At 68.3% G+C, this 23118-nt stretch carries 27 protein-coding genes and 1 tRNA gene; 11 read left to right on the forward strand and 17 right to left on the reverse strand.

What is annotated here, in order from left to right; translation table 11 throughout:
• Position 1: 1 nt before the first annotated feature.
• A complete protein-coding gene (locus tag VEC11_RS03855; protein WP_464129218.1) occupies positions 2-733 on the forward strand; it encodes a COG3904 family protein in 732 nt (243 codons plus the stop codon).
• A 43-nt stretch (positions 734-776) separates the two neighbouring features.
• On the opposite strand, the gene VEC11_RS03860 is transcribed toward VEC11_RS03855, so the two are convergent.
• Positions 777-1256 carry a cytochrome c gene (locus VEC11_RS03860; RefSeq protein WP_464129220.1) on the reverse strand — a complete coding sequence of 160 codons (480 nt, stop codon included), beginning with the start codon at positions 1254-1256 and terminating at the stop codon, positions 777-779.
• A 123-nt stretch (positions 1257-1379) separates the two neighbouring features.
• On the opposite strand from VEC11_RS03860, the gene VEC11_RS03865 reads away from it, so the two are divergent.
• Both VEC11_RS03865 and VEC11_RS03870 read left to right on the forward strand, forming a co-directional pair.
• Positions 1380-1793: a BlaI/MecI/CopY family transcriptional regulator gene (locus tag VEC11_RS03865; protein ID WP_464129221.1), complete on the forward strand. Its 414-nt coding sequence runs from the start codon at positions 1380-1382 to the stop codon at positions 1791-1793.
• Positions 1794-1825: 32 nt separating this feature from the next.
• Positions 1826-2749: a M56 family metallopeptidase gene (locus VEC11_RS03870; RefSeq protein ID WP_464129223.1), complete on the forward strand. Its 924-nt coding sequence runs from the start codon at positions 1826-1828 to the stop codon at positions 2747-2749.
• Here the strand turns inward: VEC11_RS03870 and clpX are convergent.
• Positions 2716-3975, reverse strand: a complete 1260-nt coding sequence (gene clpX / locus VEC11_RS03875) for an ATP-dependent Clp protease ATP-binding subunit ClpX (RefSeq protein ID WP_464129225.1) — start codon at positions 3973-3975, stop codon at positions 2716-2718. The two genes, VEC11_RS03870 and clpX, sit on opposite strands and share 34 nt — an antisense overlap.
• A 281-nt stretch (positions 3976-4256) precedes the next feature.
• Complete coding sequence (gene clpP, locus VEC11_RS03880) at positions 4257-4895, reverse strand: ATP-dependent Clp endopeptidase proteolytic subunit ClpP (protein WP_464129227.1); 639 nt, start codon at positions 4893-4895, stop codon at positions 4257-4259.
• Positions 4896-5132: 237 nt separating this feature from the next.
• On the opposite strand from clpP, the gene VEC11_RS03885 reads away from it, so the two are divergent.
• The gene (locus VEC11_RS03885; RefSeq protein WP_464129229.1) at positions 5133-5675 is read left to right on the forward strand and encodes a DUF4440 domain-containing protein; all 543 of its coding nucleotides are present in this window, start codon (positions 5133-5135) and stop codon (positions 5673-5675) included.
• Positions 5676-5916: 241 nt separating this feature from the next.
• Here the strand turns inward: VEC11_RS03885 and VEC11_RS03890 are convergent, their stop codons facing one another.
• Positions 5917-6555 (reverse strand): NADPH-dependent FMN reductase, encoded by a 639-nt coding sequence (locus VEC11_RS03890; protein WP_464129230.1) that lies wholly within the window; start codon positions 6553-6555, stop codon positions 5917-5919.
• A 194-nt stretch (positions 6556-6749) separates the two neighbouring features.
• On the opposite strand from VEC11_RS03890, the gene VEC11_RS03895 reads away from it, so the two are divergent.
• On the forward strand, positions 6750-8336 hold the full coding sequence (locus VEC11_RS03895) for a methyl-accepting chemotaxis protein (protein ID WP_464129232.1): 1587 nt from the start codon (positions 6750-6752) through the stop codon (positions 8334-8336).
• Between the two features lie 39 nt (positions 8337-8375).
• Here the strand turns inward: VEC11_RS03895 and VEC11_RS03900 are convergent, their stop codons facing one another.
• On the reverse strand, positions 8376-8618 hold the full coding sequence (locus VEC11_RS03900) for a hypothetical protein (protein WP_464129233.1): 243 nt from the start codon (positions 8616-8618) through the stop codon (positions 8376-8378).
• 86 nt (positions 8619-8704) lie between these two features.
• Positions 8705-9073 carry a PilZ domain-containing protein gene (locus tag VEC11_RS03905; protein ID WP_464129235.1) on the reverse strand — a complete coding sequence of 123 codons (369 nt, stop codon included), beginning with the start codon at positions 9071-9073 and terminating at the stop codon, positions 8705-8707.
• Between the two features lie 154 nt (positions 9074-9227).
• Between VEC11_RS03905 and VEC11_RS03910 the strand changes: the two genes are divergently transcribed.
• Complete coding sequence (locus VEC11_RS03910; RefSeq protein ID WP_464129236.1) at positions 9228-9455, forward strand: hypothetical protein; 228 nt, start codon at positions 9228-9230, stop codon at positions 9453-9455.
• Here VEC11_RS03910 and VEC11_RS03915 read toward each other — a convergent pair whose 3' ends face one another.
• From VEC11_RS03915 to VEC11_RS03935, 5 genes are all read right to left on the reverse strand, one after another.
• Positions 9456-9833: a GFA family protein gene (locus tag VEC11_RS03915; RefSeq protein WP_464129238.1), complete on the reverse strand. Its 378-nt coding sequence runs from the start codon at positions 9831-9833 to the stop codon at positions 9456-9458.
• A gap of 178 nt (positions 9834-10011) precedes the next feature.
• Positions 10012-10158, reverse strand: coding sequence for a lmo0937 family membrane protein (locus tag VEC11_RS03920; protein ID WP_464129240.1), 147 nt, complete (start codon positions 10156-10158; stop codon positions 10012-10014).
• Positions 10159-10261: 103 nt separating this feature from the next.
• A complete protein-coding gene (locus VEC11_RS03925; RefSeq protein WP_464129242.1) occupies positions 10262-10606 on the reverse strand; it encodes a PilZ domain-containing protein in 345 nt (114 codons plus the stop codon).
• Positions 10607-10823: 217 nt separating this feature from the next.
• Positions 10824-11876: a class I SAM-dependent methyltransferase gene (locus VEC11_RS03930; RefSeq protein ID WP_464129243.1), complete on the reverse strand. Its 1053-nt coding sequence runs from the start codon at positions 11874-11876 to the stop codon at positions 10824-10826.
• Between the two features lie 34 nt (positions 11877-11910).
• Entirely contained in the window at positions 11911-12156 is a 246-nt protein-coding gene (locus VEC11_RS03935) for a hypothetical protein (protein ID WP_464129244.1), read from the reverse strand.
• Between the two features lie 153 nt (positions 12157-12309).
• Between VEC11_RS03935 and VEC11_RS03940 the strand changes: the two genes are divergently transcribed.
• The 3 genes from VEC11_RS03940 to VEC11_RS03950 are packed head-to-tail and all read left to right on the forward strand — an operon-like array spanning position 12310 to position 14346.
• Positions 12310-13323, forward strand: coding sequence for an AraC family transcriptional regulator (locus VEC11_RS03940; RefSeq protein ID WP_464129246.1), 1014 nt, complete (start codon positions 12310-12312; stop codon positions 13321-13323).
• Between the two features lie 31 nt (positions 13324-13354).
• Positions 13355-13828, forward strand: a complete 474-nt coding sequence (locus VEC11_RS03945) for an ester cyclase (protein ID WP_464129247.1) — start codon at positions 13355-13357, stop codon at positions 13826-13828.
• 11 nt (positions 13829-13839) lie between these two features.
• The gene (locus VEC11_RS03950) at positions 13840-14346 is read left to right on the forward strand and encodes a hypothetical protein (RefSeq protein ID WP_464129249.1); all 507 of its coding nucleotides are present in this window, start codon (positions 13840-13842) and stop codon (positions 14344-14346) included.
• Here VEC11_RS03950 and VEC11_RS03955 read toward each other — a convergent pair.
• The 3 genes from VEC11_RS03955 to VEC11_RS03965 all read right to left on the reverse strand — a co-directional run bounded on the left by VEC11_RS03955 (position 14343) and on the right by VEC11_RS03965 (position 17177).
• Positions 14343-15356, reverse strand: coding sequence for a glycosyltransferase family 2 protein (locus VEC11_RS03955; protein ID WP_464129250.1), 1014 nt, complete (start codon positions 15354-15356; stop codon positions 14343-14345). The two genes, VEC11_RS03950 and VEC11_RS03955, sit on opposite strands and share 4 nt — an antisense overlap.
• A 135-nt stretch (positions 15357-15491) precedes the next feature.
• On the reverse strand, positions 15492-17030 hold the full coding sequence (tig, locus tag VEC11_RS03960; protein WP_464129252.1) for a trigger factor: 1539 nt from the start codon (positions 17028-17030) through the stop codon (positions 15492-15494).
• 62 nt (positions 17031-17092) lie between these two features.
• Positions 17093-17177, reverse strand: a tRNA-Leu gene (locus VEC11_RS03965).
• Between the two features lie 151 nt (positions 17178-17328).
• Between VEC11_RS03965 and VEC11_RS03970 the strand changes: the two genes are divergently transcribed.
• Positions 17329-18006, forward strand: a complete 678-nt coding sequence (locus VEC11_RS03970) for a PilZ domain-containing protein (protein WP_464129254.1) — start codon at positions 17329-17331, stop codon at positions 18004-18006.
• Positions 18007-18116: 110 nt separating this feature from the next.
• On the opposite strand, the gene VEC11_RS03975 is transcribed toward VEC11_RS03970, so the two are convergent.
• The gene (locus VEC11_RS03975; protein ID WP_464129255.1) at positions 18117-18380 is read right to left on the reverse strand and encodes a hypothetical protein; all 264 of its coding nucleotides are present in this window, start codon (positions 18378-18380) and stop codon (positions 18117-18119) included.
• 204 nt (positions 18381-18584) lie between these two features.
• On the opposite strand from VEC11_RS03975, the gene VEC11_RS03980 reads away from it, so the two are divergent.
• Positions 18585-20270, forward strand: a complete 1686-nt coding sequence (locus VEC11_RS03980) for a M28 family metallopeptidase (RefSeq protein WP_464129257.1) — start codon at positions 18585-18587, stop codon at positions 20268-20270.
• A 3-nt stretch (positions 20271-20273) separates the two neighbouring features.
• On the opposite strand, the gene VEC11_RS03985 is transcribed toward VEC11_RS03980, so the two are convergent.
• Both VEC11_RS03985 and VEC11_RS03990 read right to left on the reverse strand, forming a co-directional pair.
• Positions 20274-21449 (reverse strand): GNAT family N-acetyltransferase, encoded by a 1176-nt coding sequence (locus VEC11_RS03985; protein WP_464129258.1) that lies wholly within the window; start codon positions 21447-21449, stop codon positions 20274-20276.
• A 71-nt stretch (positions 21450-21520) separates the two neighbouring features.
• Positions 21521-23107, reverse strand: a complete 1587-nt coding sequence (locus tag VEC11_RS03990; RefSeq protein ID WP_464129259.1) for a long-chain fatty acid--CoA ligase — start codon at positions 23105-23107, stop codon at positions 21521-21523.
• Positions 23108-23118: the final 11 nt, after the last annotated feature.

The following is a 23118-nucleotide window of genomic DNA, read 5'->3' on the forward strand; positions in this document are numbered from 1 at the left end:
GATGGGCCGCCGCCTCAGGGGGCTCGCCGCGGCGGCGGCGCTGACGGCGCTGCTCGGCGGCACGGCGGCGCAGGCGCAGCAGGCGGCGCAGGGGCAGATGGACCCCGACAACCCCACCTGCCCGCTCCGCCCCAATTGGTCGACCAACCGGCAGATGACCTTCCGGGTGATGGAGCGCGCCGGCCAGCGCCCGGTGCTGCTCGCCGAGGGCGTGGTCGACGACAATCTGATCCCCCGCCTCACCGCGGCGCTGAACGGCTTCCAGGGCGACGAGATCTGGCTGCGCTCGCCCGGCGGCAATGCCGAGGTTGGCAACCAGGCCGGGCGGCTGATCCGCAGCCAGAATTTCCAGACCCGCATCCCGGCGGGCTGGGCCTGCTTCTCCGCCTGCAACTTCCTGTTCATGGGCGGCATCGCCCGCTTCGTCGATCCGGGCGGCATCTTCATGGTCCACATGTTCACCTACACCGCTGACCGCGCCGCGATCCGTGAGGAGGTGAATGTGAACGAGGATCGGGCGATCCGGCTGATCAACGGCATCGAGCAGGGTTCGGCGATGCTGGCGAGCGAGGACAGCGTCTTCCTGGTGGGCATGGGCGTCGCCCCGAGCCTGCTCACCCAGGTGATGTACCAGGTGCCGGTGACCGCCGGCCCGCAAAGCCGCGAGACCCGCCGCTGCCTCACCCAAGACCAGCTCCGCCGCTACAACGTCGCGACCCGCGTCAACCGCTGAGCCTTTCCTTAAGGCGGAGTCCGACGCGCCCTGGCGCTCGCGCTCACCGTCGATGCGGCGCTGATGTGGCAGCAGCGGGAGCGTTGGCGGGCTGGGCTCGATAGGAATCGTGGCAGGCGTTGCAGCTGCGCCACGCCGCGTCCCACTGCCGCGCGCCTTCGGCCATATTGTTCGCGGCGGCCGCGTCCGCCATTCGAGTCACCGCCGCCCTGAAGTCCGCCGCTTTCTGTTCGAAATCGGCCCGGTTCGACCAGATCTCGACCCTCGCCCGGGTGTTGGCAGTACCGGGGCCGGTTCCCGCCGGGAACATGCCGGGCAGCGCGGCGGCCCATTGCGCGAGGCTGCGCGCCGGCCTCTCGAAGCGCCGGATATCGGCGCCCTTCTCGGCCGCGAGCCGGATCATCATGAAGTCACCCTCAGCGACACGCATCCCGGCCTGCCGGATGCCGACGACGTCGGCCCGGCTCATCCGCACCGATGCCGAGGCCGGCGGCCGGTTCTGCGCGCAGGCGACCAGCGTCACCGCGAGGGCCGTGCAGCAAGTCATGGCCATTGAGCTTCGGGACATTGCATCCTCCACTGCTTGACGCCTGTCACAGCACATGTCATTTCTTTGACATGAGCAAAGTGTCAATTCTTTAACATCATGTCAAGAGCGAGCGCGTCCGAGTCCGCCGGGCTGATCGCCATCACCCGCCGCGAGCGGCAGATCATGGACGTCGTCTATCGGCACGGGTCGGCGACGGCCGCCGACATCCACCGCGAGCTCGAGGATCCGCCGACCTATACGACCGTGCGCGGCCTGCTTCGGGTGCTGGTCGGCAAGGGCCAGCTCAGGATCGAGCGCGCTGGCGGGCGCTATGTCTATAGCCCCGTCGTCCCGAAGGGAGCTGCGGGCGAGACCATGATCTCCCATGTTGTCCGGACCTTCTTCGCCGGATCACCGTCCAGCGCGCTCACCGCTTTGCTCGGCTCTGCGGATATCGACCTCAGCCCGGAAGAGCTGCAACGCCTTCAGGAGGTGATCGACGACCTCGAGCGGGGGAAAAAGGCGCCCTGATCCAGCTGCTGCTCGCTTATGCCCTGAAGGGCTTGCTCCTGCTGGCGCTCACCGCCGGCCTCGCCGCTTTGTGCCGGAACAGACCGCCGGCGCTGCGCCACGCCATCTGGGTGGCGGGCCTTGCCGGGCTCGTCATCATGCTCCCGCTTTCCGGCCTCCTCCCCCGGCTTCATCTCGGGCTGGTTGCGGGAGGACGCGCGGGGCTCGGCCCCAATCTGCTGCTCCTGGCCTGGCTGCTGCCGGCGAGCCTGCTGCTCCTGGCGATGGTGCGCAACCGGATCGCGCTGGGCCGGATGCGCCGCAGCGCGGTGCCGGTGAGCGATCCCGCCATTCTGGCCCTCGCTGCGGACATCGCCTCTCAGCTGGGCATAAGACGGTCGGTTGATCTCGTCCGCCATGCCGACCCGGTGCCGCGCACCTTCGGCACCCTCCGGCCCGTCATCCTCCTGCCTTTCGGCAGCGACCAATGGAGCCGCGAGCGCCTGCGCATGACCTTGCTGCATGAATTGGCGCACGTCGCCCGGCTGGATGCCGCGACCGGGGGTCTCGCCCGCTTCGCCGCCGCCTTCCACTGGTTCAACCCGCTTGCCTGGTTGTCGCTGAGGGCCTTGGGCGATCTGGCCGAACGCGCCTGCGATGCACGTGTCCTGGCGAACGGAGCGGAGCCGGGCGCCTATGCCCGCCTCCTCCTCGAAACCGCACGCGAGGCCGCCATGGGCCGGCCGGGTTGGCGCGGCGCGGCAGCGATGACCGACGCCGAGAATTTGGAAGGGCGGCTAAGGCTGATCCTGGGCCGTGCGAGCCGCGAGGACCGGCCGCGGCCGGTCCAGCTCGCTGCCGTTACCGCGCTCGCGGCATTGGTGACATTGGGCCTGGCGCCGCTCCGGGGCGAAGCGCCCACGCATTATGGACGCCTTCCCGCTCAGGCGGCGTCTTCGGTCTTTTCCTCGGAATAGACGCGCACCGGCTCCTTGCGGCCCTCGACCACGTCCTTGTCGATCAGCACCTCGTCGACCCCGTCCATGCTCGGCAGGTCGAACATCGTGTCGAGCAGAATATTCTCCATGATCGAGCGGAGGCCGCGGGCGCCGGTCTTGCGCTCGATCGCCCGCTTGGCCGTCGCCATCAGGGCGTCGTCCGTATAGGTGAGCTTCACGTCCTCCATGTCGAACAGCTTCTGATATTGTTTGACGAGGGCGTTCTTCGGCTCCTTGAGGATCTTGACCAGGGCCTCGGTGTCGAGGTCCTCGAGCGTCGCGATCACCGGCAGGCGGCCGACGAATTCGGGGATCAGGCCGAACTTCAGCAGATCCTCGGGCTCGGTGTGGCGCAGGACCTCGCCCGTGCGGCGTTCGTCGGGCGCGGCGACATGGGCGCCGAAGCCGATCGACTTGCCCTCCATGCGATCGCCAATGATCCGCTCGAGCCCGGCAAAGGCGCCGCCGCAGATGAAGAGGATGTTGGTCGTGTCGACCTGCAGGAATTCCTGCTGCGGATGCTTGCGGCCGCCCTGGGGCGGGACGGAGGCGGTGGTGCCTTCCATCAGCTTCAGCAACGCCTGCTGCACGCCCTCGCCCGAGACGTCGCGGGTGATTGACGGATTGTCGGACTTGCGGCTGATCTTGTCGATCTCGTCGATATAGACGATGCCGCGCTGCGCCCGCTCGACATTATAGTCGCTGGCCTGGAGCAATTTCAGGATGATGTTCTCGACGTCCTCGCCGACATAGCCGGCCTCGGTCAAAGTCGTCGCGTCGGCCATGGTGAAGGGCACGTCGAAGGTGCGCGCCAGCGTCTGGGCGAGCAGGGTCTTCCCGCAGCCGGTCGGGCCGACGAGCAGGATGTTCGACTTGGCGAGCTCGACCTCGGCGCCCTTCGCGCCATGGGCCAGCCTTTTGTAATGGTTGTGCACCGCGACCGAGAGGACGCGCTTCGCCTGGCCCTGGCCGATCACATAATCGTCCAGCACCTTGCAGATCTCCGCCGGCGTCGGGACGCCGTCGCGGGTCCGCACCAGGGCCGACTTGGTTTCCTCGCGGATGATGTCGTTGCACAGCTCGACGCATTCGTCGCAGATGAACACGGTGGGGCCGGCGATGAGCTTGCGGACCTCGTGCTGCGACTTTCCGCAGAAGGAGCAATAGAGGGTGCTCTTGCTGTCGCCGCCGCTCAATTTCGTCATAAACTCGTTCGCGGGGGCGCACGCCCCCCTCCTCAAATACGGTCCCGCATCCTGACGGGAAACTTACACCGACACAATGGCCTAAAGGTTAAGAGCGCGGTGACGAGCCGACATGTGGCGTGGCGAGGCCCCCGGCGCAAGGCCTGGGCCGGCGTGCCGAAAGCGAACCGCTCGGCGAGACTCGTCGCCACGGCGCGCGGCCGACCGGCTTTTCCGGCGCCGGCGGCAGCGCCTGCGCGCTCTGCCGGAGAGGATCACGCAGCAGGGCGGCCCGGAGGCGCCTAGGCGGCTTGGGCGGTCTCGCCCTCGGCCGGGGTCGGACGCTTCTCGAACACCTCGTCGATCAGGCCGAATTCCTTGGCCTCGTCGGCCGACATGAACTTGTCGCGGTCCATCGCCCGCTCGATCTCCTCGAGCTTCTTGCCGGTATATTTGGCGTAGAGCGCGTTGAGGTCGGCGCGCATCCTGAGGATCTCGCGGGCCTGGATCTCGATGTCCGCGGCCATGCCCTGGGCGCCGCCCGAGGGCTGGTGGATCATGATGCGCGAATTGGTGAGCGCGACCCGCATGCCAGGCTCGCCGGCCGACAGCAGGAAGCTGCCCATGGAGGCGGCCTGGCCGATGCAGACCGTGCCGATGCGCGGCCGGATATATTGCATCGTGTCGTGGATCGCCATGCCGGCCGTGACCACGCCGCCCGGCGAGTTGATGTACATGTAGATGTCCTTCTTCGGGTTCTCGGACTCGAGGAAGAGCAACTGGGCGGTGATCAGCGAGGCCATATGGTCCTCGACCCCCCCGGTGACGAACACGATCCGCTCGCGCAGCAGCCGCGAATAGATGTCGAAGCTGCGCTCGCCGCGATTCGACTGCTCGATGACGATGGGCACGAGCCCGTTGACGATATCCAGATGGTCCATGGCGGCGAGAAGGTCCCTCAGAGGAATATGGTGAAAGCTACATCGGAGCATCGGCGGGAAGGTTCAAGCCCCTCTCCCGCCGGGCCGCTGTTTCGGGCCGGGCGCTGTGGTTTTCCGGTCGCCGGCCCTGCCCGCTCTGCCCGCTTTGCCAGAATCCGGCAAAGCCCGTCGCTACTTTGCCGAAAATCGCCGCCTGCCCCCGGCGATAAACGGGGAGATCAGCTTGGAGGATATGTCATGCGGCAGCCCCGGATCCTCGGCCCGGCAGGCCTGGCTCTTCTCGCCGCCATGACGGTCCCGGCAGGTGCGCCGGCACAGCCGCCCGCGCCAGCGGTGGCGGCGCCGAGCGACGCGCGACTCGCGCAGGTCCGGCGGGAGCTGGAGGCGACCTTCGCCGCGCGGGAGCGCGCCTTTGCGGCGAAGGACTTCCCCACCTTGGTCGCCCAGGTCGCGCCCGATTATGCGGCGGTGCGCCCGGATGGGACGCGGATGACCCGGGACGATCTGGTGGGGTATATGCGGCGGAATCTCGACCGCTGGGTGCGGATCGTCTCGCAGAGCAACCGGATCGAAGGGCTCAGGCTCGACGGCGGCAACGCCGTGGCCGACATCCGCCAGCGCCTCGCCCGCATTCAGATCGTCGACGGGCGGGAGGCATTGGTCGAAAGCGGCGTGCTGCAGACCGAAACCTGGACGCCGACGGCCGAGGGTTGGAAATTGCTGGCGGTGCGCGACGAGCGGGAGATGTTCGTGACGGTGGACGGGCGGCCGCTGGGGTGAAGGGCGTCTGGCGTTGAGTTTGCTCTCCTGTCCGCCCCCTTCCCTTACCTGCCACGGCGCAGGTCGAGGCGGATCGTGTCGCAGAGGTTGATGGCGGGGTAGTTGCGGATCTGGCGGTCGGCGAAGCTCGCGCGCGGCTGCCAGCGGCAGATCCCGATATCGGCCTCGAAATGGGCGGCGGCTCGAACGCCGTCCGGTAGCCCGCGCTGGGCGAGGATGTTAGCGCTCCAGCGACAGCTTGTTATTGGTTCTGCAGGGCTGGCCCGTTTTGTGCTTCGGCCTCCTGCGCGCGGTGCGCCGAATCCTCGGCGAGCAGCCGGCGCGAGCGATGGATCAGGTCGACCCAGTCGGCGAAGGCGGCGGCGAGGCCCAGGACCAGCTGCTTCAGGGGACCCTCCCTCAGGCAGCCCTCGGCGTCGAACGCATCCTCGCCGACATGGCCGAGATATGCTTCGGGCTGCTGCATGACCGGCATGTTCAGGAACACGCAGGCCTGGCGGAGCTGGTGATTGGCGCCGAAGCCGCCGATCGCGCCCGGCGAGGCGCTGATGATCGCGGCCGGCTTCTTGTCCCAGACGCTCTGCCCATAAGGGCGCGAGCCGACGTCGATCGCGTTCTTCAGCACGCCCGGCACGCCGCGATTATATTCGGGCGTGCAGAACAGGATGCCGTCGGCCGCAGCGATCTTCTCGCGGAAGCGCTGATATTCGGCGGGCGCCGCCGCATCATAATCCTGGTTGTAGAGCGGCAGGTCGGCGATCCCGACCAGCTCGCAGTCGAGCTTGTCGGAGGCGAAGGCGCAGATCGAGCGGGCGACCTTGCGGTTGATGCTGCCCTCGCGAAGGCTGCCGACGACGATGGCGATCTTGTGGCGGGTCATGAGGTGGGTCCTTCGGGCTTGCCTCGGGATCAATAGGGGTGAGGGCAAAAGGTTGCGAGGGAGAATGTGGCCAGGGGATCCCGGGCCAGGCGTGCCGCCGGCCTTGCTCCTGCCGACCGCGGGCGCGGTTCGGTTAACGGCGAATTAGGGATACCGGCTTATCCCTGCCGCGGCCGCAACCGCCGGGGAATGCCTTGAGAATTTCTGCTTCCACGCTTTCCGATGCCGTCAGGCGCTGGGCCGATGTCCCCGACGGCCGGCTGCGCGCGCAGTCGGAGTTCGTCTCGAAATCCTACCCGCAGACCTATGCGGTCGGCCTGGTCGTCGCCGCCAGCCTCACCGCCTCGCTTTACGGTGTCCGCAACTTTCCCGCGGTGCTCGGTACCGCTTTGCTCCACGCGGCGATCGGGGCCGTGGTCCTCATCCGGTGGAGACGGCAGCGCAGGCTCGGCTGGCAGTCCGGCCGCGCGCTGCGCCGGCTCGTCGCGATCACTCTCGAGGCCGCCCTCATCGCCATCGGATGGTTCAGCTTCCTCTCGACCGCCGGCATGGATGCACCGCCAGACCAGCAGGCGCTGATCGCCACCATCATGGCGGGCGTGATGGCGGTCGGCGCCCTTCGCTACGCGGTGCTGCCCTCCGCCAGCCTGGCCTTTCTGGGAGCCGCGGTGCTGGTCGCGTCCATCTATTCCTTTGCCTCCTCGATCCCGGCGACGGTGTTCATCTTCATGGGTGTGTTCGTCCTGCTGCTCGGCCGGACGGTCATCGCCAATGCGCGCATGTTCACCCATCAGTTCGAGACCGGCGCGGCCCTCGCGAGGGCCGATGCCGAGCGGGCCGTCCTCGATGCTCTGGCCCAGCAGGAAAAATGGAAGGCCGAAGCGGCCGAGGCCCAGGCGGCAAGCCGGGTCAAGGAAGAGAGCGACCGCGAACGCGCGGAGGCGCTCGCGCGTATCGCCGCCCGGTTCGAGGAGACGGTGCTCGACACGGTGACGGAAATGGCGGCGGCGGCCGAGCAGGCGTCGGCAGCGGCAGAGGCGCTGGCGAGCACCAGCGTCAGGACCCAGAGCGGCGCGGCCACGGTCGCAGCCCGCGCCGGCGCGGCCGACATCGGTGCCGTCTCCCTGCTGTCCGCCTGCGATCAGCTCACCGTGTCAGCCCGGCAGGTGCAGGGCCGCTTCTCGGCACAGGAGGCCGTGTCCGGCGAGGTCCGCTGCCTGGCCGAGGAGGCGGGTGAGAGGCTGCAGGCGCTCGTCGCCTGCGCCGCGGGCGTCGAGGGCATCGTCCATGCCATTGGCGGCATCGCCACCCAGACGAATCTGCTGGCGCTCAACGCCACGATCGAGGCGGCGCGCGCGGGCGAGAGCGGGCGCGGCTTTTCGATCGTCGCGCAGGAGGTGAAGGCGCTGGCGAGCCAGTCCGCGGCAGCCACCGATGAGGTACGCCAGCAGATCAAGTCCATCTCCGAGGCGGTCACGGCTACGGCCTTGCTGATCCGCCGGATGCTCGACCGCTTCGGGACGCTCGGGGAAACCGACCAGGCGCTTGTCCAGGCGTTCGACGGACAGTCGGACGTTATCGAGCTTCTGCGGCAGCATGCGGACGTCGCCGCCTCGCTCACCACGGAGCTGCAGTCGAGCGCCGCCGACGCCCAGCAGGGCGCCGAATTCGTCGCCGACCTGACCGGCGAGCTCGGGAACGTGGCGCAGCATCTGGTGCGCCGGTCCCAGCTCCTCACCGAGCAGACGAACGCCTTTCTCGACAGCCTGAAGGCGGCCTGAGCGCCAGTTCGGCCAGCAGATTGCCGCAGGTCGCCGCCTTCAGCCCGTCACGGTCGCGTCGATCGCGGCGCGGAGATGGTCGGCGAGGGCCTTGTTGAGGTAGAGCTGGATGCGCTGATACGGCCCTGTCTCCAGCTGCTCCGGCCGCTCGACATATTCGATCAGCAGCACGCCCTGGTCGCCGCCCGAGGTGGTTGCGAGGCTGCGCGGGAAGACGGCGCGCGGGGTGCCGTCGGGGAGCAGGTCCCAGAGCTTGGGATCGAGCATTTTCAAAATCTCCATGTCGTTGTTCGGCGGGCGCCGCCGCTTGCCCCCGCCGATAGCATGGCCGGCGGGAAAGTCAGCAGGCGGCCGTCAGCTTTGGCCGCTCAGTCCTGGCGGGCGCGTTGCACGACCAGGTCGACGACATAGGGCGCGAGCGGCGCCTCGAAAGCGCAGCCGACCAGCGCGCCGCGCACCCAGGCGACCCTGGCGTGGCGCATCTCCAGGCTCGGCAGGCGCAGCCAGACGTCGGTGCCGGGGGTCAGGAAGAGATGGGTCTCCATGCAGAAGCCGTGCGTGGAGAGATCGTTGACGCGGACGGCGACCCCGGTGCCACCGGCCCGGCGTGCGCCCGCGGCGAGGTTGACCGGATTGCGCGGCGCGACCCGCGTCCGGGCGGGCCTGCCGTCGGCGAAGAGCTCGCCGCCCATGTCGAGCGCCGCGGCGCCGCGATCCGGTTCAAAGGAAATATCCAAGATGCTTCCCTCGGTTCGCCGCAAAATATAGCGCGTCGCACCTAAATATCTGTAAACAAGGGTAAACTGATCTATATCAAGAATTGGAGGGCGGAACGGGCACGGTGCTGGATCGTTACCGGGGCGCAGCGTTTGAACAGCCATCCGATCCGAAATGCCCCAGTATCATCTCTACTTCATGAACCCGGTCAGCGGTCATATCGAGCGGCGGAAGACGCTCCATGCCGGCGACGACGTCGCCGCGGTGCACCAGCTGCAGGGGATGCGGAACGACGTGCCGGTCGAATTGTGGCGGGATGGGCACAAGGTGGCGCGGCAGGACGGCCCGGCCAATACGTTTCGCGACCAGGTGCTCGCCGCCCCCCGCAAGCAGGCGGACTAGCTAGCGCTCGCGCTGCTCGACGCCGTCGGCAATCTCGTAATAATCGCCCTTCTGGCTGACGAAGATGTGCATCTCCAGATGCGTCCCCGTCGCGTCGAAGGCGCCCATGGCGATCGACGTCCAGTCCTTGTGCGGCGGATCCCAGAAGAGGACCGACCCGCAGGCGCTGCAGAAGCCGCGGCGGATCTTTTCCGAGGACTGGAACCAGCTGACCATGTCCATGCCGTGCACGACCAGCCGGTCGCGCGGGACGTTGGTCGAGGCCCAAACATGGCCCGACCAGCGCCGGCACTGGCTGCAATGGCAGGCGTCGCCGGGCGCGAGCTCGCCCTCGACCTCGAAGCTGACCGCGCCGCAGAGGCAGCTGCCCTTGTGCATAGGAGAGATCCCCGGTTCTGACGCCGGGGACCTAGCAGGGTCGCGCTACATCCGGAAGGTGATCCGGCCGTGGACGAAGGGTGCCCGCACTTCGTCGTTGCAGAAGTGTTACAATCTGCTCTCTTCGGCGATCCGGGGACGGCCGCACGCAGCCGTCCCCGCTACCGATTCCCTTGGCTCAGACCGCGCGGCGGCCGGTGAACAGCTGGAAGAGCAGGACGACGAGCGCGACCACCAGCAGCAGGTGGATCAGGCCGCCGCCGACGCTGAACGAGAAGCCCAGCAGCCAGAGGATGAGCAGGATGACGATAAGCGACCAGAGCATTGTTTGACTCCCTTGACGGGCACGGCGAAAGCCGGCGCTGTTGTGGGGGTGAAACGTTAGGGTCGTGGGGGCGGTTCCGGCGCGGACCGCTGTCACCAACGTTTCAGGCGGCGTTCGTGCCGGCGACATGCTCGGCCTGGAGCCGCTCCAGCAGCTCCATCCTGAGCGGTTTGACCAGGGCCAGACCGAGCCGGATGTTGCTCGCCCAGACCACCTCGGCGGCATAGAAATGGGTCCGTGTGAGCTCGACGAAGACGAGCGAGCCGACCTCGAGCGGCATGTCGGTGATCCCGCAGACGCCGCCGCGCGAGAGATTCCTGAGGTGCATGATGCCGAGCGCGCGGCGCTGGCGGATGATGATCTTGCGGCCGAGGAAATCGTGGCGCGACTCCTTGCGGCGCTCCGCTCGGGGCGCGCTCTTGCCCGGCCTGTCAAAGGCCGCGATCAACCCGCTTGCCAACCCGCTCAGCTTCAAAAGCGCACCCTGTCCTCGGCCATGCTTCTTTATGATGGTGCCACAGATAGTTAAGGGAAGTCTTAGCGCGCTCCCTGCGGAATTCCGAAGCCGGGCGCCTGCCGTCAGGCCCGCCCAGCCCTGCCCATTTTCCTGCGTTCGGCGTCTCGGCGGGCCGGGACGGGTGGACCCCGGCCCGCCGACCCTGGGGCTAGAGTGAGGCCTCCAGGATCATGTTGAACGGCGTTTCCGCAGCCCGCCGCACGTTCGGCAGGCCGCCGGCGCGCAGTACCTCCTCGAGCCTCCGCTGGCCCGCCTGGGCGCCCAGCGCGGCGCCCACTTCCTGGCCCAGCGACGCCGGGACGCAGAAATGGGTGGAGGCCGCGTAGAAGACGCGTCCGACCGGGTTCAGATTCTCCTCAAGGGCGTCGCCCGCCATGGGCTCGACAAGCATCACCTTGCCGTCGGGGGCGAGCGAGGCGGCGATGTGACGGACCGCACCGACCGGATCGCCCATGTCGTGCAGCGCATCGAACAGGGTGATGAGATCGAAGCCGTCGCCGGCATAATCCTGCGCGCGCGCGGTCTCGAAGCGGACGTTGGCAAGCCCGTCGGCCTGCGCCCGCGCCGCCTCGATCGACGGTTCGTGGAAATCGAGGCCGATGAACTCGGACCGCGGGAAGGCCTTCGCCATGATGATCGTCGACGTGCCGTGGCCGCAGCCGATGTCGGCGACGCGGGCGCCCTCCTCAAGGCGGGCGACGACGCCGTCAAGCGACGGCAGCCAGCTGGAGAGCAGGTTCGCGCGGTAGCCGGGGCGGAAGAAGCGATCGGTGCCGCAGAACAGGCAGCTGCAATGGTCGCTCCAGCAAATGCCCTCGCCGCTGCGGAAGGCCTCGGCGAGCCGCGGCTGGCCGGCCCAGGAGGCGGCAAGGGCCTGGAAGCCGCCGACCACGTTCGCCACGCTGTCGTCGTCGCCGAGCGCTGCCGCCTGCTCCGGGGAAAGGCTGAACTGCCGGCTTGCCGGATCATAGCTGATGAAGCCGGACGCCGTCTGCGCCGAAGCCCATTCCCGCACGTAACGCTCGTGCGTGCCCGTCGCCCCGGCGAGCTCGGCGGAGGTCAAGGGGCCTCGCTCGAACAGCGTCTTGTAGAAGCCGAGCTCGTCGCCCAGCACGACCAGGGCGGCGTTGTGCGTCGCGCCGAGTTCGTTGATCATCAGCCCGAGCAGGGCGTTGAGCTTGTCTTCGTTTATCTGTTGCATGTCGGTGCCTTTCTTTGGTTTTTCGGGAAAGAGATCAGGCCAGGCCCACGACCGGGTCGTGACAGCTCCAGCCGGGGCCGTTGCGGCCGGGGCCGCAGGGGGCGGGATCGGCGAGCCGCGGCTCGCCCTGCCCCGACCCGGGCCCGCCGCCGCGCGGCAGCATCACCTGGTTGGGGGCATGCAGGGAGGCGAGCACGCCGCCCAGCGAGGCCGCGGTGCAGCCGAAGACGAGGGCCATGGCCATCACCAGCCGCAGCCGTTCAATTACCGTGCGATCCATCTCGCTCCTCCTTTCCGGGCACGCGACACGTCGTTCGCCGGAACGGCGTGCATGCCCTCTGTTCTGCTGTTGCCTCCTCGCGCGACGTCGGCCCGGACAGGTCCGGACGGCCGTGCGAACGGGCGCTGTTAGCGACGTCAAAGGCTATGAAGAATGTCCGGGACGCCGAGATTGTTGACCGAGGCGCCATCCAACTGCGAGACGGGGAAAATGGAGGCACTGGCGAGCGTGCTTGCAGCGATGAAGCTTTCGGGGAGCGTGTTCCTCGAGGCGGAGTTCACGCGCCCCTGGTGCGTCCAGTCGCAGATCGGCCCCGAGGATTGCCGCGCCTATTTCTCCGAGCCCGCGCACGTCATCTCCTACCATTATGTGATCGCGGGCGAGCTCGTCTGCGCGATCGGCGACGGGCCGCCCCACACCGTCCGCGCCGGCGACATCATGCTGCTGCCGCGCAACGAGCCGCATCTGATGGGCAGCACGCTGGGCATCCGCCCGACCCGTACGCGCGACCTGATCCGGCCCGCGGCGGACGGGCGCCTGCCGCGGATCAGCTGGGGCGGCGGCGGCGAGACGACCGCTATATTGTGCGGCTATCTCGGCACGGTCTCGCCCATCAACGCCTTCCTGCTGAGCCTGCCCAGCCTGATGATCATCGGCGCGGCGGACGGTCCGTCGGGCGACTGGCTGACCAGCTCGATCCGCTATGCGTCGAGCGAATCCGCCCGCTCGCCGGAACTGGTCGCGCGGCTGGCGGAATTGCTGTTCGCGGAGGCGGTCAGGCGCCATGTCGACGCCCTGCCCGAGGGCGAAGGCGGGTGGCTGGCCGGGCTCCGCGACGCCCATGTCAGCCGGGCGCTCACCCTGCTGCATTCGCGCCAGGCCGAGCCCTGGACCACGGAAGCGCTGGCCCGGGAGACCGGCCTGTCGCGCTCGGCCTTCGCTGACCGTTTCACGCAGCTGATCGGCGAGCCGCCGATGCGCTATCTCGCGCGGCACCGGATGAACCTCGCCGCCAATCTGCTGCGCGAGGGGGGGCAGAACAATGCCAGCATCGCCTATGAAGTGGGCTTCGGCTCGGAGGCGGCGTTCAACCGGGCCTTCAAGAAGGAATATGGCGTCCCGCCGGGCCAGTGGCGCAAGGCGCGGGAAGAGGCGAGCGCCGCCTGACGGGCCTGCGCGCGATGAGGGGAGAAATGTCATGATTAGGCCGATGCTGCTGACCGCCGCCCTGCTGCTCGCCGCACCGCCCGCGAAGGCCGGGCCCGAGGAAAACAGGCGGACCGCCTCGCGCATCCTGCTCGAGCGGATGGGCCAGGGCCGGTTCGAGATCGACTCCGAGATTTACGGCCCGGGCTTCGTCGCGCACGGCTTCGGGCGGGATTACACTTTGGCCGAGGACCAGGCCTCGGGCCGGGCGCTGCGCGCCGCCTTTCCCGACCTCGCCGTGCGCGTCGACCGCATTGTTGCGGAAGGCGAGCTGGTCGCCGTGCACTGGAGCGCGACCGGCACGAACAGCGTCGCCGGCGCGATGTTTCCGGGGAACGGGCGCCGGGTCACGATCGACGGGATGAGCTTCTTCCGCTTCGCCAATGGCCGGATCGTCGAGGAATGGTCGACCTACGACAATATGACGGTCGCGCAGCAGCTCGGGCTGCTCCCCGCCGGCAACTGACAGGAGGTGCCATGACCCGCATTACGCGCCTGCGCCCCACGATGCTCGCCCTGACCGCGGCCTGCGGCGCCGCTGCCGCGCCGGCCGCGCCGCAGGCGCAGCCGATGCCGGGCGCGCCCGACTGGCAATTGTCTGACCGGCTGGAGGGCGTTGTGGGCCGCACCTGCATGGCGCGCAGCAGCGGTCCTGACGCCAATATGCGGCTGCTGCTCAACGAGAGCGGCGTTCCGGTCCTGATCGCAGCACGGCCGGACTGGCGAAACGAAAGCCGCGAGGCTGAGGTTGGCCTCTCCATCGACGGCGCGGCGCCGGCTCGGCTGCAGGGCTTCATCCTCGCCAATCTGGTGCTGGTGAAGATCGAGGATGGTGCGCTCCTGCAGCGCCTGCGCGGCGCCAGCGCGATCGAGTGGACCTTCCCGTTCGGCCGGTTCCGGGTGAACATTGCAGGGTTCGGCGCCGCCCTGGACGCGCTGCGCGCCTGCGGCGCCTCCGCCCCGGCGGGCGCGACCCCGGGCTAGCCTTCGCCCTTGTCCGCGCCCGGCGCCGGGAAGCTGAGATAGAAGAGCCGGCGGACCTCGCGGCGGCCGCGGACCACAGTGTCCAGGATCAGGCCGCAGGCGAAGCTCAGGAAGGCAAGAATCATCAGGCCGGTGGCGAGGATCGCGGTCGGGAAGCGCGGCACCAGGCCGGTCTGGAAATAAGTGATCGCCAGCGGGATGGCGAGGACGACGGCGAGCGAGACGAGGAACAGACTGAAGCTGCCGTAGAACAATACCGGCCGCTCGATCCGGTAGAGGTGGATGATGGTCTTCAGGATCCGCCAGCCGTCGCGCCAGGTGGAGAGCTTTGAGACCGAGCCTTCGGGACGCGCGCCGTAATTGGTCACCACCTCGCCGACCGGCATGGCGAGCTCCAGCGCGTGGACGCTGATCTCGGTCTCGGTCTCGAAGCCGCGGGCCAGCGCCGGGAAGGACTTGGCGAAGCGGCGCGAGAAGACCCGGTAGCCGGAGAAGATGTCCGTGAAGGTGCGGCCGAACAGGCTGGCCAGCAGGCCGGTGAAGAGCTTGTTGCCGAGCGCGTGGCCGCGGCGATAGGCCTCGTCGACCTCCGATTTGCGGGCGCCGACGACCATGTCGAGCTGCTCGTCCAGCAATTTGCGGACCATCTCCGGCGCGGCGGCGGCGTCGTAGGTCGCGTCGCCGTCGGCCATCACATAGATGTCCGCCTCGACGTCCGCGAACATGCGGCGGACGACATTGCCCTTGCCCTGCATCCTCTCGGAGCGGACGATCGCGCCGGCCTGGGCCGCGACCTCGGTGGTACGGTCTCCCGAGTTGTTGTCGTAGACGTAGATGTCGGCGCCGGGCAGCGAGGCGCGGAAGCCGGCGATCGTCTGCGCGATCGCGGCTTCCTCATTGTAGCAGGGCAGCAGCACGGCGATGCGCACGCCCGCGAGGGGCGCCGAGGCTATCGCTCCGGTTTCCGATGACGCTGGCCGCGTCTGATCCTTGCGGGTCCTCGTTGCCATGCGCCGCCTCATAAAAGGCAAAATTGAAAATGTCCTCACTCCCGTCATGCCGGCGGAGGCTGGCATCCAGACAGCCTCGGGGCCGCCAAAGCCGCTTGGACCCCGGCCTTCGCCGGGGTGACGGGCGAGACTGCGTTACCCCTTCCTGGAGGGTGTCTTCTTCGCCGCCGGCTTCTTGGCGGCCTTGTCGGCGGTCTCGGCCTTGGCCTCCGCCTTGGGCGCGGCGGCCTTCTTCGCCGGCTTCCCGGCGGCCCCGGCCTTGGCGGCCGGCTTCGTCGCGGCCGCCTTCTTGGCCGGCTTGTGATCATGATCATGATCATGACCACAGCCCGGGCCATGGACATGGCCGTCCTCGGATTCGATCGCCGCCTCCAGGTCGGCGCGGGTCGCCGGGCGCTCGCTGATCGTGGCGCCGCCGAACAGGAAGTCGACGACCTTGTCCTCGAACAAGGGCGCGCGGAGCTGGGCCGCGGCCATCGGCTCGTTGCGCACATATTCCACGAACTGCTGGCGCTGCTCCGGCTTGTACTGCTGTGCGGCCTGCAGGATGAGCTGGTTCATCTCCTGCTCGTTGATCTGGATGCCGTTCCGGTTGCCGATCTCGGAGAGGAGCAGGCCGAGCCGCACGCGGCGCTCGGCAATGGCGCGGTAATCGCCTTTCTCCTTCTCCATCTCGGCGCGCGCCGCGGCCGGATCCTCCTCGTGGCTGGCCTCATGTTCGAGCTGCTGCCAGATCTGCTGGAACTCGGCGTCGACCATCGATTCCGGCACCGGGAAATCGTGGCTGGCGGCAAGCTGGTCGAGCAGCTGGCGCTTCATATGGGTGCGGGTGAGGCCGTTCAGCTCCTGCTCGATCTGCCCCTTCATCAGCTCGCGCAGCTGTTCGATCCCCTCCATGCCCATCGACTTGGCGAAATCGTCGTCCGCCTTCATCGCGCGGGCGACCTGCACCTCGTTGATGGTGACGTCGAAGGTGGCGGGCCGTCCCTTCAGATAGTCGACGGGATAATTTTCGGGGAAGGTGACGCTGACGACGAGCTGGTCGTTCGCCCTGGCGCCGATGAGCTGGTCCTCGAAGCCCGGGATCAGCCGGCCCGAGCCGAGCTCGAGCGACATGCCGGTGCCGGTGCCGCCCTCGAAGGGCTCGCCGTCGATTTTGCCTTCATAGTCGAGCACGACGAGATCGCCCTTCTCGGCCTTGTGCTTGGCCGGGGCGGGATCGTAGCTCTTCTGGCCCTCGGCGAGGCGCGTCACGGCGGCGTCGATCGCCTCCTTCTCCGGCTCGACGCGCAGACGCTCGATCTTCAGGCCCTCGACCCTGGGCTCGGGCAAGTCCGGCAGGGTCTCGACCTCGACGGTGAGCACCGCGTCCTTGCCGCCGCCGCCCTCCTCGAGCGCGACCTGGGGCTGCATGGCCGGGCGGATCTTCTGCTCGTTGAGCAATTTCTGAACGCCGTCCTGCACCGCGCTCTCCAGCGCCTGCTGCTCCAGGGCCGGGCCGTGCATCTTGCGCACCAGATTGGCCGGGACCTTGCCGGGCCGGAAGCCGGGCATGCGCACCTGCGGCGCAATCGACTTCAGCTCCTTGTCGACGAGCGCGTCGATCTCCTTGGCGGAAATGGTGATCCGGTAGGCGCGCTTCAGGCCCTCGTTCAACGTCTCGACAGTCTGCATCTCGCTCTCAAACCTTTACGTGTCGGCTTATCCGGCGGTCCGGGGCGGGCAGCTAGCGAAACTGGTGCGGGCGAAGGGACTCGAACCCCCACATCTTTCGATACCAGGACCTAAACCTGGCGCGTCTACCAGTTCCGCCACGCCCGCTGAGGCCGGCTCGGCGGCGTCCTATAGCAGGCGGGGGCGCGAGAGCAAGGCAGGTTGGCGCAGAGGGCCCGGCGAAACGGCCCTTATGGCTAATGCTTTGTAAACCATGTGCGCGGTATCTCCCGCAATGCGTTCAAGGGCGGGGTTTGCGATGCGGTTGCAGCAGAAGAGCGGGTTCGGGAAGGTGCGGACGCCGAAAGCGGCCATCGCCGCTGCGGCGGCCGGCGCGACGGATACGGCGCGCGGCATTTCCTGCTACCGCGTCGGCAAGATCGCGACCGGGGCCGGCCAGGCGCTGTGCATCGTCCGCATGATCTCCCCCTTCGTGATCGCGCTCGACATCGAGGTCGCGTTCAGCGGCGCCGAACAGGCCTCTTTGGTGATCGGCAAGGAAGAGATTGGCGGGGCGCTGGCCATGCTGGGCGGCAAGCGCGCCGAGCTGCGGCCCGCCAGGGCGGTCGATCCCGAGGCGATCCTCGCCGATCCCTCGATGCTCGCCGGCGTCGGCCGCCGCGCCCTGCCCCGCGTCGACGTGGACGTCCGCGCCCGGCTCGAGGTGATGGGGCAGGGCATGACCGCGCGGATCTGCGACATCTCGACCGACGGCGTGAAGGTGCTCGTGGACGACCTGCTCTGCATGGGCGACCGCGTCACCATCGTCATGCGCGGGCTCAGCAGCCGGCTGGTCGGCCAGGTGCGCTGGTGCGAGGGCGACCACGCCGGGATCGCGTTCGATCAGCCGCTGGCGATCGGGCAGCTGAACCAGTGGCTCGCGAGCCAGTCGGCGCCCGCCGACCAGCCCGACTGGAGCCTGGTCTCGCGCTCCTGAGGCGCCATTTTCGGAAAAGTGATGGGTGGGGACGCGCAGTCGCGGGCGCTCGCGAAGGTGCGCGCCCCCACCCGCCCCTCCCCGCTCGGGGAAAGGGCTTGGGAAGCTCGTCAGGCGGCGGCCTGGAAATCCGGGAGCGCGTGGCTGCGGCCGGTGCAGCGGAACAGGCCGGCGCCGGTGCTGAGGCTCTCGGTCAGCGGCAAGGCGGTCCCGCAGAAGCCGCATTCGGCGGAGAGGCGGCCGATATACCAATGCGAGCGGCCGCAGCCGGGGCAGTGGTTCACCTCGTTGCCGCGATAGGCGATATGGTAGCCACGCCGCGCCGGATCGTGCGCATGGTCCCTGCCTGCCTTGCCGAACAAGAAAACTCGCATTGGTCTTACTCCCTGATCGCTGCCGAGCGTGGCAGCGACGAACCGTTCTATTACATCGACGAGTTGAACGGCGGCTGAATCGTTCCGTTTTGTTCCGTTCAGGTTGGCTGACCGACATTGCGCAATTGCGCAGCGCCTGTTGAAAGGGCCGTGGCGCTGCATTAGGCCAGCGGCACACCCGCCTTTCCGAGGATTGCTCTTCCAATGATCGTCAGACCCCTGCTGGCCGGCCTGGCCGCGCTTTCGGTGACCGCCTCTTCCTTCGCACAGACTCCCGCGCCGAGCGCGCAGGAATTCAGCGCCGATGCGTTCCGCGCCCATGTCACCTTCCTCGCCGACGATCTGCTGGAGGGACGCGACACGGGCTCGCGCGGTTACGAAATCGCGGCGCGCTATGTGGCGACGCAATTCGCCGCCCTTGGCCTGCAGCCCGCGGGAGTGAATGGCAGTTGGTACCAGCCCGTCGAGTTCATTCGCTATTCGAGCAGCTCCAACGGGTCGATCACCGTGGGTAGCCGCACCTTCACGCTCGGCCGCGAGGCGGTGATGCGTTCGAGCCCCGATCCGGCCCCGCTCGCCCTCGACGCGCCTTTGGTCTTCGTCGGCTACGGCCTCGACATGCCGAGCCACGGCTTCGACGATTATCGCGGCCTCGACGTGCGCGGGAAGATCGTGGTGGCGCTGACCGGTGTCCCGGAGGGAACGCCGAGCGACGTCGCCGCCCATTTCGAGAATGCGAAGCGGCGCATGGCCGGCGCGCGCGGCGCAGTCGGCATGATCAGCATTCGGACGCGCGCCGATGCGGGGACGCCGTGGGATCGTGTGGCGCGCTTCGGCAACCGGCCGGGCACGACCTGGCTGGAGACGGATGGTTCGCCCCACAATGATTCCGGAAGCCTGCGCTTCTCGGCGACCCTGAGCGAGGAGGCCGCGCAGCAGCTTTTTGCCGCGGCAGGCCGGCAGCTGGGTCCGGTTCTCGACGAGGCGGCCAGCCGCGGCCGCCCGCGCGGTTTCGCGATGCGGATCAATGCGCGGGTCGCGCGGGAGGCCGGCGCTGCGCCGACGCGCATGGCGAGCCCCAATGTGATCGCGGTCCTGCCGGGGACCGACCCCAGCGTTGCCAATGAATATGTGCTGCTGATGGCGCATCTCGATCATATCGGCGTCCGCGACCCGCAGCCGAACGATGCGGCCAATGCGGACCGGATCAACAATGGCGCGATGGACAATGCCACGGGCATCGCCACCCTGATCGAGGCCGCGCGCGCTTTCAGCCGTCCCGGCAACCGGCCGCGGCGGCCGATCCTGATCGCGGCGGTGGCGGCCGAAGAGAAGGGCCTGCTCGGCGCGGGCTTTCTCGCCAGCCATCCGGTGGTCGGCAACGGCCGGGTGATCTCGGTCGTCAATCTCGACATGCCGATCCTGACCTACGACTTCCAGGACGTGATCGCGTTCGGCGCCGAACATTCGACCATGGGGCCGATCACCGCGCGCGCGGCGGCGCAGATGGGCGTCCGGCTCGCGCCCGACCCGCTGCCGGAAGAAGGCCTGTTCACCCGCTCTGACCATTATAATTTCGTGCGGACCGGGATCCCCTCGGTCTTTCTGATGACCGGCTTCTCGGGCGACGGCGAGCGGGAGTTCCGCGGCTTCCTCGCGACCCGCTACCATCGGCCGGGCGACGACCTCACGCAGAACATCAATTGGCAGGCCGGCGCCAAGTTCGCGCGGCTCAACTATCTGATCGCGCGCGAGATCGCGAACGGGACGGAGGTGCCGCGCTGGTACCAGGGCAGCTTCTTCGGCGACGCGTTCGGCGGCGACCAGCCGCGGGCGCCGCGGCCGGCGGGGGCGGTGGCCGCAACGGCCGCGCCGGCTTCCGGGCACTAGGGGCTAGCGCGCACGCCCTTTCACCGTCGCCGAAAGGCGCTCCAGGCCCGTGCACAGGGCATAGACCGCCCGGCGCCGGGCGCCCTTCAGCGGGACGGAGACGCGGACGATGGCGCGGCGCTCGGTCCAGAGGCTGTCGATCATCGGATGGTCCTCGGCGGCGCAGCTGTCCATCCAGGCGATGCGCGGATCGCCCAGGATCTTGAGGTTCTCGAGCTGGATCAGCACGCCGGGCGAGAAGCGGGCCCAGGCCTCGTCGAACACGGTCTTGAACGAGAAGCTGCCGGGCGGGGTCAGGAAGTTGACCAGCATGGCGATGCAGGTCTCGCCGACGTCGAGCCGGAGGAATTGCAGGCGGCCGGCATGCGAGGCCGCGCGCAGGGCCTCGCGGAAGAAGGCCTCGGTTTCGGCGCTGCCGGCGAGCGTGCTGCCCGCCTCCCCCTTCCAGCCGGCCTGCTCAAGCGCGAGATAGGTGGAGCACCAGGCGTCGAGCTCGGCCACGTCGTCCAGGATGCGGGCACTTGTCTCGCCCAGCTCGGCGAGGCGGTTCCTGAGCCGGCGGATCTCCTTGCGCTTCTTCTGGCGGACGGCGCGCTCGTAATAGGCGTCGGGCGCGAGGTCGCTTTCCAGGAAGGCGCGGACCTCGCGGTGGACGGTGACGCCCGCGCGCGCCGCCAGCAGGGCGCGATGGACCGGGCCGTCCTCGGTCAGGCCGCGCAAGTGAAGCAGGCCGGGAGCCCAGGGAGCGGCGTCGAGCGTCTCCAGGACGGCGGACCAGAAGGCGGTCTCCTCGCCCGAGGCGACGAGCGGCGTGCCGAGGAACATCTGGTCGTGCGCCCAATTCTGCACGATCCCGACCGGAAGGCGGGCATAACCCCGATGCGTCTCTACGGGCAGCAGTCCGATCAGCCTGTCCCCGCGCCGGACCTCCAGCAGACGGATGTCCGCGCCCCTGGCGAGGGTCCGGAGCGAGGCCGCAACGAACCAGTGCTCGGCGAAGGCATTGGGCTCGGCGGCAACGCCGGCGAGCGCGGTCCATTCGGGCTCGAGGGCCTCGACCATCATGTCGGCGGGGCGGACGAGGACGCGCGTTTCGCTCGACGCCGGCACCGGCGTCAGCGGCGCCCGGGGCGCCAGCCGCCGGTCGGCCGTCGTGTCGATCCGCCCCATCGAGGTCATGGACCGGCCTTAAAGCCGAGAGGTAAAAATATTCCCGTCATTCCTGCGAAAGCTGGAATGACACCCCAAGGTCAGGCCGTCGCCAGCTGATAGTCCCGATATTGTTCCCGAAGCGCCGTCTTCAGCAATTTGCCGGTAGCAGTGTGCGGCAGGCTGTCGACGAAGAGGATTTCGTCCGGCAGCCACCATTTGGCGACATGGGCGGCGAGATGGGCGCGGACATCCTCGGCGCTGACCTCGCTGCCCTCCTTGCGGACGACGAGCAGCAGCGGGCGCTCGTCCCATTTCGGGTGCCTGATGCCGATCGCCGCGGCCTCGGCGACGCCGGCGCAGCCGACTGCGGCATTTTCGAGGTCGACCGAGCTGATCCACTCGCCGCCCGACTTGATCACGTCCTTCGAGCGGTCGGTGATCTGCATCGTCCCGCAGGGATGGATGACGGCGACGTCGCCGGTGTCGAACCAATTGCCCTCGCCCGCGCAATCGCCTTTCTCGTCCTGGAAATAGCGGCGGATCACCCAGGGCCCGCGAATCTGGAGGCGGCCGGAGCTCCGGCCGTCGCGCGGCTGCACTTCGCCCTCGTCATCGACCACGCGCAGCTCGACGCCGAAGGGCACGCGGCCCTGCTTGGCGACCAGATCGACCTGCTCGTTGAAGCTCAACTCGTTCCAGTTGGCGGGCGGCGAGCCCATCGTGCCGATCGGCGAGGTCTCGGTCATTCCCCAGGCATGGCCGACGCGGATGCCCATCTTCATCAGCCGCTCGATCATCGCGCGCGGCGCGGCCGAGCCGCCGATGGTGACGAGGCGGAGATGCTCGGGTTTTGCGCCGGTCGCATCCATATGCTGGAACATGGAGAGCCAGACGGTGGGCACGCCCGCCGAATGGGTCACCTTATGCTCGTTCATCAGCCTGCAGAGCACGACCGGGTCGTTGACCTGCGAATAGACGAACTTGATCCCGGCCATCGCCCCGGCAAAGGGCAGGCCCCAGGCCGCGGCATGGAACATCGGCACGATCGGCAGCGCGACGCTGAGCGGCGAAAGGTCGAAGCAGGCGGGCGCGATCTCGGCCATGGCATGGATGACGGAGGAGCGATGCTCGTAGAGCACGCCCTTGGGATTGCCGGTGGTGCCGGAGGTGTAGCAGAGCATGCAGGGCTCGCGCTCCGGGCCCTCCGCCCATTGATAGTCGCCGTCATAGCGCCCGATCAGCTCCTCGAACTGGCCATCGTCGAAGCAGATATAATGCTCGATCGTCGTCCATTGCGGCTTCAGCCGGTCGACGATCGGCTGGAAGAGCTTGTCGTAGAAAAGGACTTTGTCCTCCGCATGATTGGCGATGTAGACGAGCTGCTCGTCGAACAGGCGCGGATTGATCGTGTGGATCACCCCGCCCATGCCGATCGCGCCGTACCAGGCGACGAGATGGCGGCTGTGATTCATGGCCAGGGTCGCGACCCGGTCGCCGCGCTTAAGGCCCATATCTTCAAGTGCTTGCGACAGTTTCCTCGCATCGCGATGGATGCCTGCCCAGTTGGTCCGCGTCTCCGTCCCGTCGGCCCAGTGAGTGACGATCTCCTGCCTGCCATGCTCGCGCGCCGCATGGTCGATCAGCCGCGGGATCCTGAGCTCCCAGTCCTGCATTCCGCCCAGCATCGGGGCTCCCC

The sequence above is a fragment of the Allosphingosinicella sp. genome, from assembly GCF_035626655.1.
Taxonomy (GTDB): Bacteria; Pseudomonadota; Alphaproteobacteria; order Sphingomonadales; family Sphingomonadaceae; genus Allosphingosinicella.